Here is a 15,140-nt window from a genome sequence, read left to right as displayed (position 1 = left end):
CCGACTCTCCCCATGCCGCTGTCCGATTGCACCGCCTCCCTCGCACCCGGTGAGCCGCTTGCCGCCCTGCGCAGCCAGTACCAGCAGCAAAAACAGGCGGTGGTGGCCGAGCTGCTGCAGCCGGGCCATCAGCGCAGGCGCATCCACACCCTGCTGCACACCCTGGCGCAGCACGCCGATGACATGCTGCGCCTGCTGTGGCAACGTGCCGGGCTGCCCGGCGAGCTGGCACTGCTGGGCGTAGGTGGCTTCGGACGCGACACGCTCTTCCCCGCCTCCGACGTGGACGTGCTGCTGCTGACGCCCGCGGGCCAGCCCATCGACGGCGATGACCCGCTCAAGCAGTGCATCGAGGGCTTCGTCAGCAGCTGCTGGGATGTGGGCCTGGAGATCGGCTTCAGCCTGCGCAGCATCGACGAGGCGCTGGCCGACGCGCAGGAGGACATCACGGTACAGACCGCGATGCTGGAATCGCGCTGGATCTGTGGCGACCGGGCGCTGGCCGCGCGTTTCGAGCAGCGCTTCATGGCCACGCTCGATCCACTGGCCTTTCTGCACGCCAAGACGCTGGAGATGCGCCAGCGCCATGCCCGTTTCGACAACACGCCCTACGCGCTCGAGCCCAACTGCAAGGAGTCGCCTGGCGGGCTGCGCGACCTGCACGTGATCCTCTGGGTGGCGCGCGCCGCTGGTCTGGGCAACAGCTGGGCCGAATTGGCCAAGAACGGCATTGCCACACCGCTGGAAGTGCGCGCGCTGCGCCACTGCGAAGCCGAACTAAGCCTGATCCGCGCGCGCCTGCACGCCATCTCGGGCCGCCATGAGGACCGGCTGATCTTCGACCTGCAGACCAGCGTCGCCGAGCTGTTCGGCTACCGCTCGGAGAACACGCAGGGCTCTCGCCTGCCGATGCGCGCGAGCGAGCAGTTGATGCGCCAGTACTACTGGTGCGCCAAGGGGGTGACACAACTCAACCAGATCCTGCTGCTGGACATCGAGGAGCGTCTCAATCCCGGCGTGCACCGGTTGCGGCCCATCAACGAACATTTCTTCGACAAGGGCGGCATGATCGAGGTCGCCAGCGACGACCTCTACATCAAGCACCCGCACGCCATTCTGCAGACCTTCCTGCTCTACGAGACGCAGGTCGGCCTCAAGGACCTGTCGGCGCGCACGCTGCGTGCGCTCTACAACGCGCGCAACACCATGAACGCGGCGTTCCGGCGCGACCCGGTCAACCGCCAGCTCTTCATGCAGATCATCCAACAGCCCGCCGGCATCACCCATGCGCTGCGGCTGATGAACCGCACCTCGGTGCTGGGACGCTACCTGTGGCCGTTCCGCCGCATCGTCGGGCAGATGCAGCATGACCTGTTCCACGTCTACACGGTCGACCAGCACATCCTGATGGTGGTGCGCAACATGCGCCGCTTCTTCCTGGCCGAGCACGCGCACGAGTACCCCTACTGCTCCAGCCTCGCGGCAGGCTGGGACAAACCCTGGCTCCTGTATCTGGCGGCGCTGTTCCACGACATCGGCAAAGGCCGCGGCGGCGACCACTCCGAGATCGGCGCGCGCGAGATGCGCAAGTTCTGCCGCCAGCACGATATCGCCAAGGCCGACACCGACCTGCTGGTGTTCCTGATCCGCGAACACCTCTCGATGAGCCAGATCGCGCAGAAGCAGGATCTGAGCGACCCCGAGGTCATCGCCGCCTTCGCGCAGCGCGTGGGCAGCGAGCGCTACCTCACTGCGCTCTACCTGCTGACCGTGGCCGACATCCGCGGCACCAGCCCCAAGGTCTGGAACGCCTGGAAGGGCAAGCTGCTCGAAGACCTGTACCGCGCCACCGCCCGCATGCTCGGCGGCACCGCGCCCGACCCGCAGGCCGAAACCGAACTGTGCAAGGGCGAGGCGCGCGTGCTGCTGTCGCTCGATCCGCTGCCCGCCAGCGCGCTCGAGACCTTCTGGCGGCAGATGGACTTTGGCTACTTCCTGCGCCACAGCGCCGACGAACTGGCCTGGCACGCCCGTCATCTGGCCGGGCACAGCCACGCCCCCGACGCACCTCCGCAAGTGATCGCGCGCAAATCCGTCATTGGCGAGGGCATCCAGGTCACCATCTACGCATCGGACCGCGCCGACCTGTTCGCACGCATCTGCAGCTACTTCGACCAGGCCGAATACGAAATCCTCGACGCGCGCATCCACACCACACGCGATGGCTATGCACTCGACACTTTCCAGGTCGCGCTGGAGTTCCAGGACAAGACGCCCGAAGAGACCGCCCACTTCATCGAGGGCGACCTCAGCCACTACCTGCAGCAGAACACCCCGCTGCCCGAGCCGCGCGCGCGCCGCGTCTCGCGCCGGGTGCGCCATTTCCCGGTCAACACCCGCATCCGGCTCGAACCCGACGACAAGGCCCAGCACTGGCTGCTGACCCTCTCGGCCTCCGACCGCCCCGGCCTGCTCTACTCGATCGCCTGGACGCTGGCGCACTTCCACCTGGGCGTGAACCTGGCCAAGATCACCACGCTGGGCGAGCGCGCCGAGGACAGTTTCCTGATCGAAGGCAGGGGCCTGCGCGAGGACAGCCTGCAGCAGGCCCTCGAGCGCGAACTGATGCGCCGCTGCGCGGCGCTGCAGTAGCCGCGCGCCGTCTCATTGGCCCGGGTACTGCGGGCACAGATAGCCGACGAGTCGCCGCAGTGCCACATGGCCCGCCTCGCGCCGCCGCAGGCACACACGCAGATCGCGCCACGCCCAATCGTCGCGCAAGGGCACGATGGCCAGAGCCATGCCGTGCTGCGCGCGCCGCGCGGTGGTCTCAGGCACGATGCCGATGCCCACACCGGCCTGCACCATCAGGCAAATGGCATCGAAGCTGCGCAACTGCACCCGCAGGCGCAGCCGGCATCCCTCGCGCCAGGCCCGCTCGGCCAGGAAGCGCTGCAAGGCGCTGTCACGATCGAGGCCGATGAAGTCGCGCCCCAGGATGCTGGCGAAATCCACGCTGGCGGCACCTGCCAGCGGATCCCCGGGCGGCGCCACCACCACAAAGCGGTCGGCGCGAAACGGCAATGTCTGCAAGGCACCGGTATCGACCGTGCCAGCCACGATGCCCACATCGGCCGCGCCTTCGGCCACCAGCCCGACGATCTCATCGCTAAGCAGCTCCCGCAGATCCAGCGTGGTGCCCGGATGATCGGCCAGAAAGCGGCCCAGCACCTGTGGCAGAAACTCGGTCAACGCGTTCGTGTTGGAGAGCAGCCGGATGTGCGAGCCGCGGACACCGGAGAAAGTCCCCAGTTCCTCGTGCATGCGCTCGGCCTGTACCAGCAGTTCGCGGGCATGGCCCAGCAGCACATGGCCGGCCGGCGTCAGCGCCACCCCCTGGCGGCTGCGCTCAACGAGGCGTGTGCCGACAGCCTCTTCCATGCCGCGCAGCCGCGTGCTCGCCGCCGCCAGCGCGGTATGGGCGCGCAACGCGCCTCCGGTGATGCTGCCCGCCTCTGCGATGTGGCGAAACAGGCTGAGGTCCGAGAGATCAAGTCTGGGGCGTGTCATCGGTCATCCTTCGCTTTTCGTGAAGGATGCCATGAAAAATTACGGATTCCCTCGATGGACATGACGGCACTATCCTTCGCACCACAACAAGCATCAGCATATCCCCGGAGACACCATGACCCCAAGCACCTGGCTGGTCGCCGCGCTCGCTGCGGCAACGATCGGCCTGTGGGCCACCGCCCGCCTTCCCGAATACCTGGTGGCACTGCTGTTCTTTGCGACAGCGGCCGTTCTGCAACTGGCGCCATCGGACATCCTGTTCTCCGGCTTTGCCTCGGCGGCATTCTGGCTGATCCTCAGTGGCTTCGTCCTTGGCATGGCGATCCGCAAGGTGGGTCTGGCCGATCGCATCGCCAGCGGCCTGGCACCGCACCTGACAGGCTCCTGGCCGCGCATGGTCGGCGGCGTGGTGCTGCTGGCCTATGCACTGGCCTTCGTCATGCCCTCCAACATGGGGCGCATCGCGCTGCTAATGCCCATCGTCATGGCACTGGCCGACCGCGCCGGCCTGTCCGAAGGCAGCCGTGGCCGCATCGCGCTGGCCCTGGCGGTGGGGTTTGCCACTTTCCAGCTCTCTGCCAGCATCCTGCCGGCCAACGTACCCAACCTCGTCATGGCCGGTGCTGCCGAAAGCGCCTACGGCATCCACCTGTCCTACCTGCCCTACCTGTTGCTGCATGCGCCGGTGCTGGGCCTGCTCAAGGGCCTGGCGCTGGTGGCATGCCTGTGCCTGCTGTTTCCGGCATCTCCGCGGCGCGTCGCGCCAGCGGCGGCATCGGCGCAACCGCTCAGCGCTGCGGAAAGGCGCCTGCTCGTGCTGCTATTGGTCACGCTGGCACTGTGGATGAGTGATGCGCTGCATGGCATCTCCCCAGCCTGGATCGGCCTTGCGGCTGCCTGCCTGTGTCTGTTGCCGCGGGTGGGCTTTCTCGGCAGCGACGAGTTCGCCACCGGCGTCAACTTCCGCACCTGCATCTACATTGCCGGCATCCTGGGCCTGGCCGCGCTGCTGGACCATTCCGGGCTGGGAGCCCGCATCGGAGCAGCGCTGCTGCAGTGGCTGCCGCTGGATCCGGACAGCCCGGCGCGCAACTTCGGTGCGCTGGTGGCCTTGACCAGCGTGCTGAACTTCACCGTCACCGCCAACGGGGTGCCGGCACTGCTGACGCCATTGGCGCAATCACTGGCCGACGCCTCGGGCCTGCCACTCATGACCGTGCTGATGGTGCAGGTGATCGGCTATGCCACGCCGCTGCTGCCCTATCAGGCCTCCCCCATCGTGGTGGCCATGGGCATGGGCCGGGTGCCAGCAGGCGATGGCATCCGGCTGTGCCTGTGGTTGGCCGCCATCAGCCTGCTGGTGCTGGTGCCGCTGGACTATGGCTGGTTCCGGCTGCTGGGCTGGATTCCGCGCTAGTGGCTAGTGTCGTGAATTGGAAGTCCGTTGAATCAATAAAGATGTCGAAATCGTTGTCAGGCAAGGCGCAAACCGCAGTGATAGCCATCGCTATCATGAGGATTTGTCACGCAGCATGGCGACGATTCTCGGCATCTTTATGAGACGAACTTCTGATTCACGACACTAGCCATGGCGGCTCAGCCCAGATGCCAGTTCAGCAGCAGGCTCACCAGCGGCAACAGGGCCAGGTTCATCAGGCCGGCAAGGATCATCACCAGCCCGGCCACCGTGCCCTCCTGCACGCCCAGTTCCTGGGCGCGGGCCACGCCGGCGCCGTGCGCACCCATGCCGAACAGCGCGCCACGCGCAATGCCCGAGCGCAGCCGCAGGTAGCGCAGCAGGCCGCTGCCCAGCGCCGCGCCGCACAGGCCCGTGGCGATCACGAAGGCGGAGGTCAGATCGGGCATGCCGCCGAGCCGGTCGGAAACCGTCACGGCAAACGGGGTGGTCACCGAGCGCGGCATCAGGCTGCGCTGCAACTGCGGCGAGAGATCCAGCCCGCGCGCCAGCAGCCAGGCACTCAGCAACGAGACGCTGCTGCCCACCAGCGCCCCGAGCAGCAGCACGGCCCAGTAGCGGCGCAGCAGTTCGCGCTGCTCGTAGATCGGCACGGCAAAGGCCACCGTCACCGGCCCCAGCATGAGGATCAGCCAATGCGTGCCACGGATGTATTCGCCGTAGCTCACGTGCAGCGCCAGCATCACCAGCATCAGCACTGCGGGCGCCAGCAGCAGCGGCGAGGTCCACCAGCGCGGCATCACCAGATAGATGCGCCGGGCCACGAAATACACGGCCAGCGTCAAAACCGACCAGAGCAGGATGTCAAGCCACATCACGGCCTCCTTGCGGCGCCAGCGCCAAGCGCTGACGGCGCAGGCGCTGCATGGCTTGGCGGTGCCGGTGCAGGCGCAGGCACCACTCGATCGACAGGGCCGTGCAGGCCATCACCACCACCGTGCCGAGCACGATCACCAGGAACAGCTTGACGCCGATCCAGCCCATCAGCTCGCGGTGGTCCAGGATCACCAGCACCGCCGGGATGAAGAACAGCAGCATGTGACGGATCAGCCAGTTGGCACCGGCACGCACGCTGGCCAGCGGCACCCAGTTGTTGATCAGCGCGATCCACAGCAGGAACATGCCGGCGACGCCGGCAAGCTGGGCCAGGCCGGCCAGCCGCATCAGCAGCAGCGCCCCCCACCAAAGTCCTACCAGCAGCAGGATCTGGAACGGCACACTGGCACGCAGTGCATGCCACAGACCGGCGGCCGAGCGATCCTCGGGCCAGTGCCAATCCTGCCAGGACGCCATCAGACGCCGGCGAAGCGAAGAAAAATGTTGCATGGCAACAAAGATACTCCTGGCTCATTTATTCTCATAGAGAATAATATTCATAACATCAATTCGATATTGGAATGCATCATGCGCCTGCGTCTTCTGCACATGTTCTCCGAGGTGGTTCGCACCGGCAGCTTCACTGCCGCCGCGACTACCAGCCACGCCAGCCAGTCGACCGTCAGCAAGGCCGTGCACCAGCTCGAGGAGGAACTGGGCGTGGTGCTGCTCGAGCGCAGCATGACCCCGCTGCGCCCCACCAGCGCCGGGGAACTGGTGTTGCAGCATGCCCGCAACATGCTCGAAGAGGCCCAGCGCATGCGCGACGAACTGGCCGAGTTGCAGGGGCTGCAGCGCGGCGTGCTGCGGCTGGGCCTGCCGCCGCTGGGCAGTGCCAGCCTGTTTGCACCACTCTTCGTGACCTTCCGCCAGCGCTATCCGCAGATCGACATCCAACTGGTCGAGCAAGGCAGCCGCCGCCTGGAGGAATTGTTGCTGCGCGGCGACATCGAGCTGGCCGCCACGCTGCTGCCCGTGCCCGAGGCGCTGGAGGCCCAGTTCGTCTTCCAGAGCCGGCTGGTGGCCGTGCTGGCCACCGACCACCCGCTGGCGGGCTGCCAGGAGATCGCGCTGGCCGAGCTGGCCGAGACGCCGTTCATCTTCTACGAGGCTGGCTTCGCCCTCAATGCCCAGTTGCGCCATGCCTGCATGCAGCAGGGTTTCGAGCCGCGCGAGGCCACGCACAGCGGCCAGGTGGACTTCGTCATCGCGCTGGTGGCGGCCGGCTACGGCGTGGCCTTTCTACCGGAGCTGATGGTGCCCCAGCAGGCCCAGCGCCAGACGCGCTTCATCCCGATCCGCCAGGACGAGGGCACGCTCTGGCAGCTCGCGCTGGCCTGGCCGCGCCAGCGCACGCTCTCGCCGGCGGCGCTCAAATGGCTGGAGTTGAGCCGCGAGAAACTCGGCGGCGGCCCGGCCGGGCTGCTGCCGACGCCGTAGCGGGAGCTCATGTAGGGCGGCCCCGGATGGGTCGCCTTCATGTGCTCGACGCAAGTGCCGTAGTCCGGCATACCGACCATCATGCGGACGGCCTGCCCGAGGTAGGCGCCCACGCTGCGCAACTGCCGGAGGTTGCTGAACATATGCGCTGGCTCCTCTTCTGCGCGTTCCGCGCTCAGGCCGCCTCGCCCGGGATGGGCTGGAACGGTGTTTCGCGCTCGATGCGGCCCTGCGCGACGAAGCCCGTCTCCGGGTTCGGATCGAGCAGCGTGATCAGCGCCGCCGCCTGGGTGCACAGCACCAGCCAGAGCGCATTGATGCTCTCGCCGCGGCGCAATGCCACGACGCCGAGGCCCATGCCTCCCAGAAGTGCCAGCGGGAACCAGCCCAGGTGGCCGAGCCCCCGGTTTTCGTCCGTGTTGACCTTGCTGTCTCCCGCGAAGATCTTGTTCTGCGCAGCGCCCCGCTATGGTGCGTCGCGCCCGCCGAGCGTATGCCTGCGCCAGCACAGGCGGTTGCAGCCAAAACCAGTGTTTCCCCTAGAAAAGGCCCGCGAAACCCGTGTCACCGCGTGAACCCGCGCCTTCCGGCCGGGTCTTGCTGACCTTCCCTCGTTTCACACCGATCGCGTCGCAGCTGCGCAACGCCCGCCCGATGGCGGTGCGATGCACCTTTGACGTGCATCAATACACGATTGCGGCAAATGGACATTCACGCATCTGAAACTAATTATCATTCCAAGTCGTGATTCCGAGCGCTAGAATCCATCCTGATTCAACCGGCTACCACTCTTTGGCGCGACAGGAACGACACCAGGCGGTTGAAGCAGATTGCCTGCCAACCATGCAGGCAGAGGAGCCAGCCGAGGCCCACCAATGATCGACTGGCATGGAAAAGTCCGTGGCAAGACCACGCCAATCGTTCATTCAGTCATGAAAAACCGCTCCCTCGTATCGGCCATCGCCGTGATGGCCCTGTGTGGCGCCCATTCCGCCTGGGCCCAGAGTTCCGTCTCCATCTATGGCCGCGTCAACACCACCGCCGAGCACGTCAAGCTCAGCGGCAGTTCGGCCCACAACGAACTGCGCAACAACGGCTCGAACCTGGGCTTCCAGGGCGAGGAAGACCTCGGCAGCGGCCTCAAGGCCGGCTTCCTCTTCGAAATGGACATCGACAGCACCAGCGGCGCCGCCGATGGCTTCGGCAGCCAGTCCGAGGTTTGGTTGGGTGGTGGCTGGGGTCGGGTGCGCCTGGGCAACTACGGCGGGCAGTCGTTCAAGACCATCGTCGAAGAAATCAGCCTGCACAACGACAACGTCGGCACCTCGGCCGACTGGCTGTTCGCCGACATCATGCCGGCCGATCACCACATCGGCTACGTCTCGCCGGAATTCGGCGGCCTCGTGCTGGAGCTGGGCCTGAGCAGCAAGGACGACCGCCTGCAGCAGGATGGCGTCAAGAAGAATGCCTACGAGCTGATCGCCAACTACGATGTCGGCGACCTGTCGCTGGCGGCTTCGTATGTCGACTATGACCAGGCCGACCAGGTCAGCCTGCGCGCCCTCTACTCGCTGGGCGACTTCCAGTTCGGCGGCTACTGGCAGCGCGACAAGAACGGCTGGGTCGACGACGGCGGCCAGCGCAACAACTACCGCCTGGTCGGCATCTACAACCTGGGCAACTCGGAGTTCCATCTCAACGTCGGCCACGCCGACAAGTACAAGAAGGTGGCCGGCAGCGCCGCCACGCAATGGACGCTGGCCTGGAATTACAACTTCAGCAAGCGCACCAAGGTCTATGCGCTCTACACCGAGCTCGACAACGGCCGCAACGCCTTCTACGGCGAGGACGCCGGTGTGGCGCGCGCCGGCCAGGACCTCAAGGCCTTCGCGATCGGCCTGCGCCACTACTTCTGAGCCCGGGGCATAGCCCCGCCACCGCGGCGGCAACGGCGCGCCGCCCCATCCACGGGACGCTGCGGCACGGCGCCCGCGGCCTGCGCCACCATTCTTAGGACCACACGACATGCTGGCACCATTTCTCATCATGCTCAGGGAAGGGCTGGAAGCAGCGCTGATCGTCGGCATCATCGCCAGTTATCTGCGCCAGACCGGCCGCACCCAGTGGCTGCCGGCCGTCTGGGTCGGCGTGCTGCTGGCCATCGCGCTGTCGCTGTTCGCCGGCGCGGCGGTGCTGCTGGCAGGGCGCGAGTTCCCGCAGCAGATGCAGGAGCTGTTCGAGGCCATCGTCGGCCTGGTGGCCGTGGTGGTGCTGTCGTGGATGGTGTTCTGGATGCGCGGCGCGGCGCGCTCCATCAAGGCCCAGCTGTACGATTCGATGGACGCGGCCTTTGCCCATGAGAGCCGCACGGGAACAGGCGCGACCTGGGCACTGGTCGGCATGGCCTTTTTTGCAGTGGCGCGCGAGGGTCTGGAATCGGTCTTCTTCCTGCTGGCCATCTTCCAGCAAAGCAGCAGCAGCGCGGTGCCGCTCGGCGCCCTGGCCGGCGTCGGCGTCGCGGTGCTGCTGGGCATCGGCATCTACTACGGTGGCATCCGCCTCGACCTGCGGCGCTTCTTCCGCTGGACCGGGATCTTCATCCTGTTCGTCGCCGCCGGCCTGCTTGCAAGCGTGCTGCGCAACCTCCACGAGGCGGGCATCTGGAACCTGCTGCAGACGCGCGTGTTCGACTGGAGCGAGGTGCTACCCAACGCCAGCGTGGCCGGCACGGTGCTGTCGGGCTTGCTGGGCTACCACGAATCGCCCACGCGCGGTGAACTGCTGGCCTGGCTGCTTTATCTGGTGCCTGCGCTGGTGCTGTTCCTGCGCCCGCACGCCAGCGCGGCCCCGGCACCCCAACAACAACCCCAAAGCGCCGGCGCTTCGGCCGATGCGCAGTGAGATCGACCGCCATGACAACGCCCCACCACGACACCCCATCCGCCACCCAGCAGCCTCGCGACAAAGCCCCTTCCGCGCTGGTGCCATGGGCCCTGGGCCTGGCCCTGCTGCTGGTGCTCGCCGGGCTGGCGCTGTTCTACTACGCCACCCGCACCGCTACCGGGCCGCAGCGCGGCAGCATCCACAAGGTGGTGGTCGGCGACAGCAGCTGCGAGCCGGCCGATTTCAAGCTGCCGGCCGGCCTGACCACCTTCGAGATCCACAATGCCTCGCGCCGTCCGCTGGAATGGGAAATTCTCGATGGCGTGATGGTGGTGGCCGAGCGCGAGAACATCGCGCCGGGCTTCCACTCGCTGCTGACGGTCAAGCTCAGGCCCGGCAGTTTCGCCATCACTTGCGGGCTGCTCTCCAATCCGCGCGGCACGCTGGAAGTCACGCCCACCACATCCTCCGAGGCCGAACGCCTGCGTCCGCCGCTGCAGTCCTTCATCGGTCCGCTGTCGGAGCAGCGCGTGTTCCTCATCATGCAGGGCAATGCGATGGAGCGCGAAGCCCAGGCACTGGCCGCGGCGGTGGAGGCCGGCGATCTGGACGCCGCGCGCGCGCATTGGCTGGCGGCCCGCCTGCCCTACAAACGCATCGAGGCCGTGGCCGGCCGCTTCGCCGACCTGGAGTCCCGCATCGACCCGCAAGCCGACTACCTGCAAGGCCGCGAGGAGGATCCAGGCTTCACCGGCTTTCATCGCCTCGAGAAGGCCTTGTTCGAGCAGCACACGCTCGATGGCCTGGCGCCGGTGGCGCAGCAGCTGGCGGAAGATGCCGGGCAGCTCAAGGGGCGCATCCGCGCGCTGCAGCAAAAGCCCGAAGACCTCGCCGGCAGCGCGCTGTGGCAGGCCGAGCGCCTGCGCGACGGCGCGCTCGAGCATGGTCAGAACCCCTACGCGCAAAGCGATCTGGCGGACCTGCAGGCCAACCTGGAAGGCATGGCGAAAAGCGTGTTGCTGCTGGGCGAACTGCTGCAGGGCGCCAGTGCCGAGCTGGCCACACGGGTACGCGCCGACTTCGACGGCCTGGACAAGGCCCTGCAGTCATTGCAGGTGAATGGCGCTTTCCCGGCCTACCGCGAAATCGCCCCGGCGCAGCGCGCCGAACTGGACCGGCGGCTGGAGCAGTTGGCGCAGGGCATCGCACAGGTCAACCCGGCGCTGGGGCTGGAGTGACCCAGGCCCGACAGGGATTGACAAGGCACGACATGCCGCACGCCGCCCCAAACCAAGAACAGAGAGCCACGACGATGAAAAAGACCATTACTCCCCACCCCGGCGCAGTCGCCCCCGTCCAGCGCAGGCAAGTCCTGCAGGGCATGGGATTCGGCTGCCTTGCCATCGGCGGCCCGCTGCTCGGCCTGCCGGCCTGCAGCAGCGTGCCGCAGCACGCCACGCCGCACGGCAGCAGCGCCACCAATGCGCCGGTGGCCGATGCCGCCTCGGTGCATGACCGCGTCGCCTTCTTCGGCCCGCACCAGGCCGGCATCACCACGCCGCGCCCGGCCAACGGCATGGTGGCCAGCTTCGCCGTGCTGGCCGAAACGCCCGACGCGCTCGAGCGCCTGTTCCAACGACTCACCGAGCGCTGCATCTTTCTCACGCAGGGCGGCACGCCGCCGCCGTACGATCCGCGCCTGCCGCCGGCCGATTCCGGCCTGCTGGGCCCGCAGGTGCTGCCGGACGCGCTGACCATCACGGTCTCGCTGGGCAGTTCGCTGTTCGACGACCGCCCCTGGCTGGCGCCCCTCAAGCCACGGCACCTCGTGCGGATGACACGCTTTCCGAACGATGCGCTGGATGCCGCGCTGTGCCACGGCGATCTCAGCCTGCAGATCTGCGCCAACACGCAGGACACCACCATCCACGCGCTGCGCGACATCCTCAAGAACCTGGCCGACCAGCTGGTGCTACGCTGGAAGCAGGAAGGCAATGTGCCGCTGATCCAGCCCCTGCCCGACGGCCGGGTCGAGAGCGCGCGCAACTTCCTCGGTTTCCGCGACGGCTCGGCCAACCCGGATGCCGGCGACGCCGCCCTGATGGACCGCATCGTCTGGGTCGGCCCCGGCCATGCCGAACCCGGCTGGGCGGATGGCGGCAGCTACCAGGCGGTGCGCATCATCCGCAACTTCGTCGAGCGCTGGGACCGCACACCGCTGCGCGAGCAAGAGCAGATCATGGGCCGCACCAAGATGAGCGGCGCGCCGCTCGACCAGGCCCATGCCAGCGAATTCGAGCTACCCGACTATGTCAAGGATCCCGCCGGCGAGGCCACGCCGCCCGATGCGCATATCCGGCTGGCCAATCCACGCACCGGTGAATCCGACGCCAACCTGATGCTGCGCCGCCCGTTCAACTACTCCAACGGCGTCACGAAGAACGGCCAGCTCGACCAGGGCCTGCTGTTCATCTGCTACCAGGCCGATCTCGAACAAGGCTTCATCACCGTGCAGCGCCGGCTCGATGGCGAACCGCTGGAGGAATACATCAAGCCCGTCGGCGGCGGCTATTTCTACGCACTGCCCGGCGTGAGCGGCCCCGATGACTACCTGGGCAGCGGCCTGATCGCCGCCGCCCGCGCCACCTTTTCGTCTACCACCACAGGCTGATACAGCCAGGAGAAGCACCATGACCCTCAAGAACCTCATCACCATTGCCGCACTGGCCGCCAGCGGCGCCGTGATGGCCCAGGACAGCGCCAAGCTCGATCTGGTCGCGCCGATTGCCGAGTACAAGATCTACGTCTCCGAGAACGTCGAGCAGCTCGTCAAGGACACCACCGCTTTCGTCGCTGCCGTCAAGGCCGGCGAGATCGACAAGGCCAAGGCCTTGTACGCGCCGACCCGCGTGTCCTACGAACGCATCGAGCCGATCGCCGAGCTCTTCAGCGATCTTGACGTGTCCATCGATTCGCGCGCCGACGACTACGAGCATGCGGAGAAGGACCCGGCCTTCCCGGGCTTTCACCGCATCGAATACAGCCTGTGGGTCGGGAACAGCGCCGCTGACGTCAAGCCGGTGGCCGACAAGCTGCTGGCCGACGTGCAGGAGCTGCAGTCGCGCATCGCCAAGCTGACCTTCCCCCCCGAAGTGGTGGTGGGCGGCGCCGCCGTGCTGATGGAGGAAGTGGCCGCCACCAAGATCTCCGGCGAGGAAAATCGCTACAGCAAGGTTGACCTGTGGGACTTCAAGGCCAACACCGATGGCTCCTACAAGATCGTCGAGCTGGTGCGCCCGCTCATCGAGAACAAGGAACCGGCCTTCCTCGCCGAAGTCGACAAGAATTTCAAGACTGTCTACGACATCCTGAAGACCTACGAAGCCGCCGACGGCAAGGGTTATGTTTCCTATGAGAAGCTGACCGACAAGGACCGCACCACGCTGGCCGCCGCCATCAACAAGCTGGCCGAAGACCTCTCGACGCTGCGCGGCAAGCTCGGCCTCGACTGAAGCCTGAAGCCGGCGCGACGGCACGCCGTGCCGTTTCAGCGGTTCCTTCTCACACCACGCCATTGCCGCGCAACGCGGCAATGGCATCCGCATCCAGCCCCAGCTCGGCCAGAATCTCGTCGGTGTGCTGGCCCAGCAGCGGTGGCGGCAGGCGGTTCTCCACCGGCGTGGCCGACAGCCGGATCGGGCTGGCCACCTGCGGCACCTGGCCGGCGGTGGGGTGCGGCATCGCCAACTGCACGCCGCGCGCGCGCACCTGCGGGTCGGCAAACACCTCGGAGAGCCGGTTGATCGGACCGCAAGGTACGGCCTTGGCTTCCAGCGCGGCAATCCACTCGGCGGTACTGCGTTGCACCGTGAGCCCGCGCAGCAACGCAATCAGCGCGGCGCGGTGCTGCACCCGCTGGGCATTGGTGGCAAAGCGCGCATCGCTGGCCAGCTCGGGCTGCCCCGCCTCCTGGCAGAAGCGCTGGAACTGCCCGTCATTGCCGATCGCCAGGATCATGTGGCCATCGGCGGTCGGAAAATCCTGGTAGGGCACGATGCTCGGGTGGGCATTGCCCAGGCGTGGCGGGTTCTGGCCCGTGGCCAGGTAGCCCAATGCCTGGTTGGCCAGGCACGCCACCTGCACGTCCAGCAGTGCCATGTCGATGTACTGGCCCTGCCCGCTTTGCTCGCGCCAGGCCAGCGCAGCCAGCACGGCATTGCTGGCGTAGAGGCCGGTGAGGATGTCGGTGAGCGCCACGCCCACCTTCATCGGCCCGGCGCCGTCCTCGCCATCGGGGCGGCCCGTCAGGCTCATCAGGCCGCCCAGGCCCTGGATCAGGAAGTCGTAGCCGGCCCGCGCCGCATACGGCCCGGTCTGGCCAAAGCCGGTGATGGAGCAATAAACCAGGCGCGGATTGACCTCGGCCAGCGAGGCGTAGTCCAGCCCGTATTTCTTGAGGCCGCCAACCTTGTAGTTCTCCAGCACCACGTCCGACTCGGCCGCCAGCTTCTTCACCAGCGCCTGCCCTTCGGGCTGCGTGATGTCGATGGTGATGGAGCGTTTGTTGCGGTTGGCGCAGAGGTAGTAGGCGGCGATGTCGGTCGGCTCGCCGGCCTCGTCCCGGACCCAGGGCGGGCCCCAGCGGCGCGTGTCATCGCCTTCGCCGGGGCGCTCGACCTTGATGACGTCGGCCCCCAGGTCGGCCAGCAACTGGCCGGCCCAGGGTCCGGCGAGGATTCGGGAGAGATCGAGTACGCGGATGTGCGAGAGCGCGCCTGCCATGATGGTGAGCCTGTGCTGTGAAAAGGGGAGATGCGTTGCCGGCCGGCGGGGCGGTTCGCGCCACCGGGCCGAGACCGGATCAGCCGGCCCGCCTCAGTCGATCAGTCGATCC

Annotated in this window: 13 protein-coding genes and 1 pseudogene; 8 read left to right on the top strand and 6 right to left on the bottom strand. The window is 67.1% G+C overall.

What is annotated here, in order from left to right:
• Positions 1–12: 12 nt before the first annotated feature.
• Positions 13–2,652: a [protein-PII] uridylyltransferase gene (locus tag EV687_RS12790; RefSeq protein WP_122228008.1), complete on the top strand. Its 2,640-nt coding sequence runs from the start codon at positions 13–15 to the stop codon at positions 2,650–2,652.
• A gap of 12 nt (positions 2,653–2,664) precedes the next feature.
• Here EV687_RS12790 and EV687_RS12785 read toward each other — a convergent pair whose 3' ends face one another.
• Positions 2,665–3,570, bottom strand: a complete 906-nt coding sequence (locus tag EV687_RS12785; protein ID WP_122228011.1) for a LysR family transcriptional regulator — start codon at positions 3,568–3,570, stop codon at positions 2,665–2,667.
• A gap of 115 nt (positions 3,571–3,685) precedes the next feature.
• Here EV687_RS12785 and EV687_RS12780 point away from each other — a divergent pair, with 115 nt between their 5' ends.
• Entirely contained in the window at positions 3,686–4,987 is a 1,302-nt protein-coding gene (locus EV687_RS12780; RefSeq protein WP_122228014.1) for an SLC13 family permease, read from the top strand.
• Between the two features lie 179 nt (positions 4,988–5,166).
• Here the strand turns inward: EV687_RS12780 and EV687_RS12775 are convergent, their stop codons facing one another.
• Together EV687_RS12775 and EV687_RS12770 are read right to left on the bottom strand one after the other, a co-directional pair.
• Positions 5,167–5,862 (bottom strand): LrgB family protein, encoded by a 696-nt coding sequence (locus EV687_RS12775; RefSeq protein WP_122228017.1) that lies wholly within the window; start codon positions 5,860–5,862, stop codon positions 5,167–5,169.
• Entirely contained in the window at positions 5,852–6,373 is a 522-nt protein-coding gene (locus EV687_RS12770; protein WP_122228019.1) for a CidA/LrgA family protein, read from the bottom strand. Before EV687_RS12770 ends, EV687_RS12775 begins: the two co-directional genes overlap by 11 nt.
• Before the next feature lie 78 nt (positions 6,374–6,451).
• Here EV687_RS12770 and EV687_RS12765 point away from each other — a divergent pair, with 78 nt between their 5' ends.
• Positions 6,452–7,363: a LysR substrate-binding domain-containing protein gene (locus EV687_RS12765; RefSeq protein ID WP_122228960.1), complete on the top strand. Its 912-nt coding sequence runs from the start codon at positions 6,452–6,454 to the stop codon at positions 7,361–7,363.
• Positions 7,364–7,374: 11 nt separating this feature from the next.
• Here EV687_RS12765 and EV687_RS12760 read toward each other — a convergent pair.
• Positions 7,375–7,506 (bottom strand): annotated as a pseudogene (locus EV687_RS12760) (CstA-like transporter-associated (seleno)protein); the annotation flags it as partial.
• A gap of 32 nt (positions 7,507–7,538) precedes the next feature.
• Positions 7,539–7,706 carry a hypothetical protein gene (locus EV687_RS18970; RefSeq protein WP_165392827.1) on the bottom strand — a complete coding sequence of 56 codons (168 nt, stop codon included), beginning with the start codon at positions 7,704–7,706 and terminating at the stop codon, positions 7,539–7,541.
• Between the two features lie 589 nt (positions 7,707–8,295).
• On the opposite strand from EV687_RS18970, the gene EV687_RS12755 reads away from it, so the two are divergent.
• The 5 genes from EV687_RS12755 (at position 8,296) to efeO (EV687_RS12735) (ending at position 13,758) form a co-directional block, all read left to right on the top strand.
• Complete coding sequence (locus EV687_RS12755; protein ID WP_122228025.1) at positions 8,296–9,279, top strand: porin; 984 nt, start codon at positions 8,296–8,298, stop codon at positions 9,277–9,279.
• Positions 9,280–9,388: 109 nt separating this feature from the next.
• Complete coding sequence (gene efeU, locus EV687_RS12750; RefSeq protein ID WP_122228028.1) at positions 9,389–10,264, top strand: iron uptake transporter permease EfeU; 876 nt, start codon at positions 9,389–9,391, stop codon at positions 10,262–10,264.
• Positions 10,265–10,275: 11 nt separating this feature from the next.
• Positions 10,276–11,484, top strand: coding sequence for an iron uptake system protein EfeO (efeO, locus tag EV687_RS12745; RefSeq protein WP_122228031.1), 1,209 nt, complete (start codon positions 10,276–10,278; stop codon positions 11,482–11,484).
• Positions 11,485–11,558: 74 nt separating this feature from the next.
• Positions 11,559–12,917 (top strand): iron uptake transporter deferrochelatase/peroxidase subunit, encoded by a 1,359-nt coding sequence (gene efeB / locus EV687_RS12740; protein WP_122228034.1) that lies wholly within the window; start codon positions 11,559–11,561, stop codon positions 12,915–12,917.
• Positions 12,918–12,936: 19 nt separating this feature from the next.
• Positions 12,937–13,758 (top strand): iron uptake system protein EfeO, encoded by an 822-nt coding sequence (gene efeO / locus EV687_RS12735; protein WP_122228037.1) that lies wholly within the window; start codon positions 12,937–12,939, stop codon positions 13,756–13,758.
• 49 nt (positions 13,759–13,807) lie between these two features.
• Here efeO (EV687_RS12735) and EV687_RS12730 read toward each other — a convergent pair whose 3' ends face one another.
• Positions 13,808–15,028, bottom strand: coding sequence for a CaiB/BaiF CoA transferase family protein (locus tag EV687_RS12730; protein ID WP_122228040.1), 1,221 nt, complete (start codon positions 15,026–15,028; stop codon positions 13,808–13,810).
• Between the last annotated feature and the right edge of the window lie 112 nt (positions 15,029–15,140).

It is taken from the genome of Corticibacter populi, assembly GCF_004217315.1.
GTDB classification, from domain to species: domain Bacteria; phylum Pseudomonadota; class Gammaproteobacteria; order Burkholderiales; family Burkholderiaceae_C; genus Lampropedia; species Lampropedia populi.
The sequence above is the reverse complement of the archived record's forward strand: the minus strand, read 5'-3'. Positions and strand labels throughout refer to the sequence as shown.

Coding starts and splice junctions, on each gene's coding strand:
- EV687_RS12770 (WP_122228019.1), bottom strand. CDS start 6,373: ATGCAACATTTTTCTTCGCTTCGCCGGCGTCTGATGGCGTCCTGGCAG.
- EV687_RS12730 (WP_122228040.1), bottom strand. CDS start 15,028: ATGGCAGGCGCGCTCTCGCACATCCGCGTACTCGATCTCTCCCGAATC.
- efeB (WP_122228034.1), top strand. CDS start 11,559: ATGAAAAAGACCATTACTCCCCACCCCGGCGCAGTCGCCCCCGTCCAG.
- EV687_RS12775 (WP_122228017.1), bottom strand. CDS start 5,862: ATGTGGCTTGACATCCTGCTCTGGTCGGTTTTGACGCTGGCCGTGTAT.
- EV687_RS12765 (WP_122228960.1), top strand. CDS start 6,452: ATGCGCCTGCGTCTTCTGCACATGTTCTCCGAGGTGGTTCGCACCGGC.
- efeO (WP_122228031.1), top strand. CDS start 10,276: ATGACAACGCCCCACCACGACACCCCATCCGCCACCCAGCAGCCTCGC.
- efeU (WP_122228028.1), top strand. CDS start 9,389: ATGCTGGCACCATTTCTCATCATGCTCAGGGAAGGGCTGGAAGCAGCG.
- EV687_RS12755 (WP_122228025.1), top strand. CDS start 8,296: ATGAAAAACCGCTCCCTCGTATCGGCCATCGCCGTGATGGCCCTGTGT.
- EV687_RS12785 (WP_122228011.1), bottom strand. CDS start 3,570: ATGACACGCCCCAGACTTGATCTCTCGGACCTCAGCCTGTTTCGCCAC.
- efeO (WP_122228037.1), top strand. CDS start 12,937: ATGACCCTCAAGAACCTCATCACCATTGCCGCACTGGCCGCCAGCGGC.
- EV687_RS12780 (WP_122228014.1), top strand. CDS start 3,686: ATGACCCCAAGCACCTGGCTGGTCGCCGCGCTCGCTGCGGCAACGATC.
- EV687_RS12790 (WP_122228008.1), top strand. CDS start 13: ATGCCGCTGTCCGATTGCACCGCCTCCCTCGCACCCGGTGAGCCGCTT.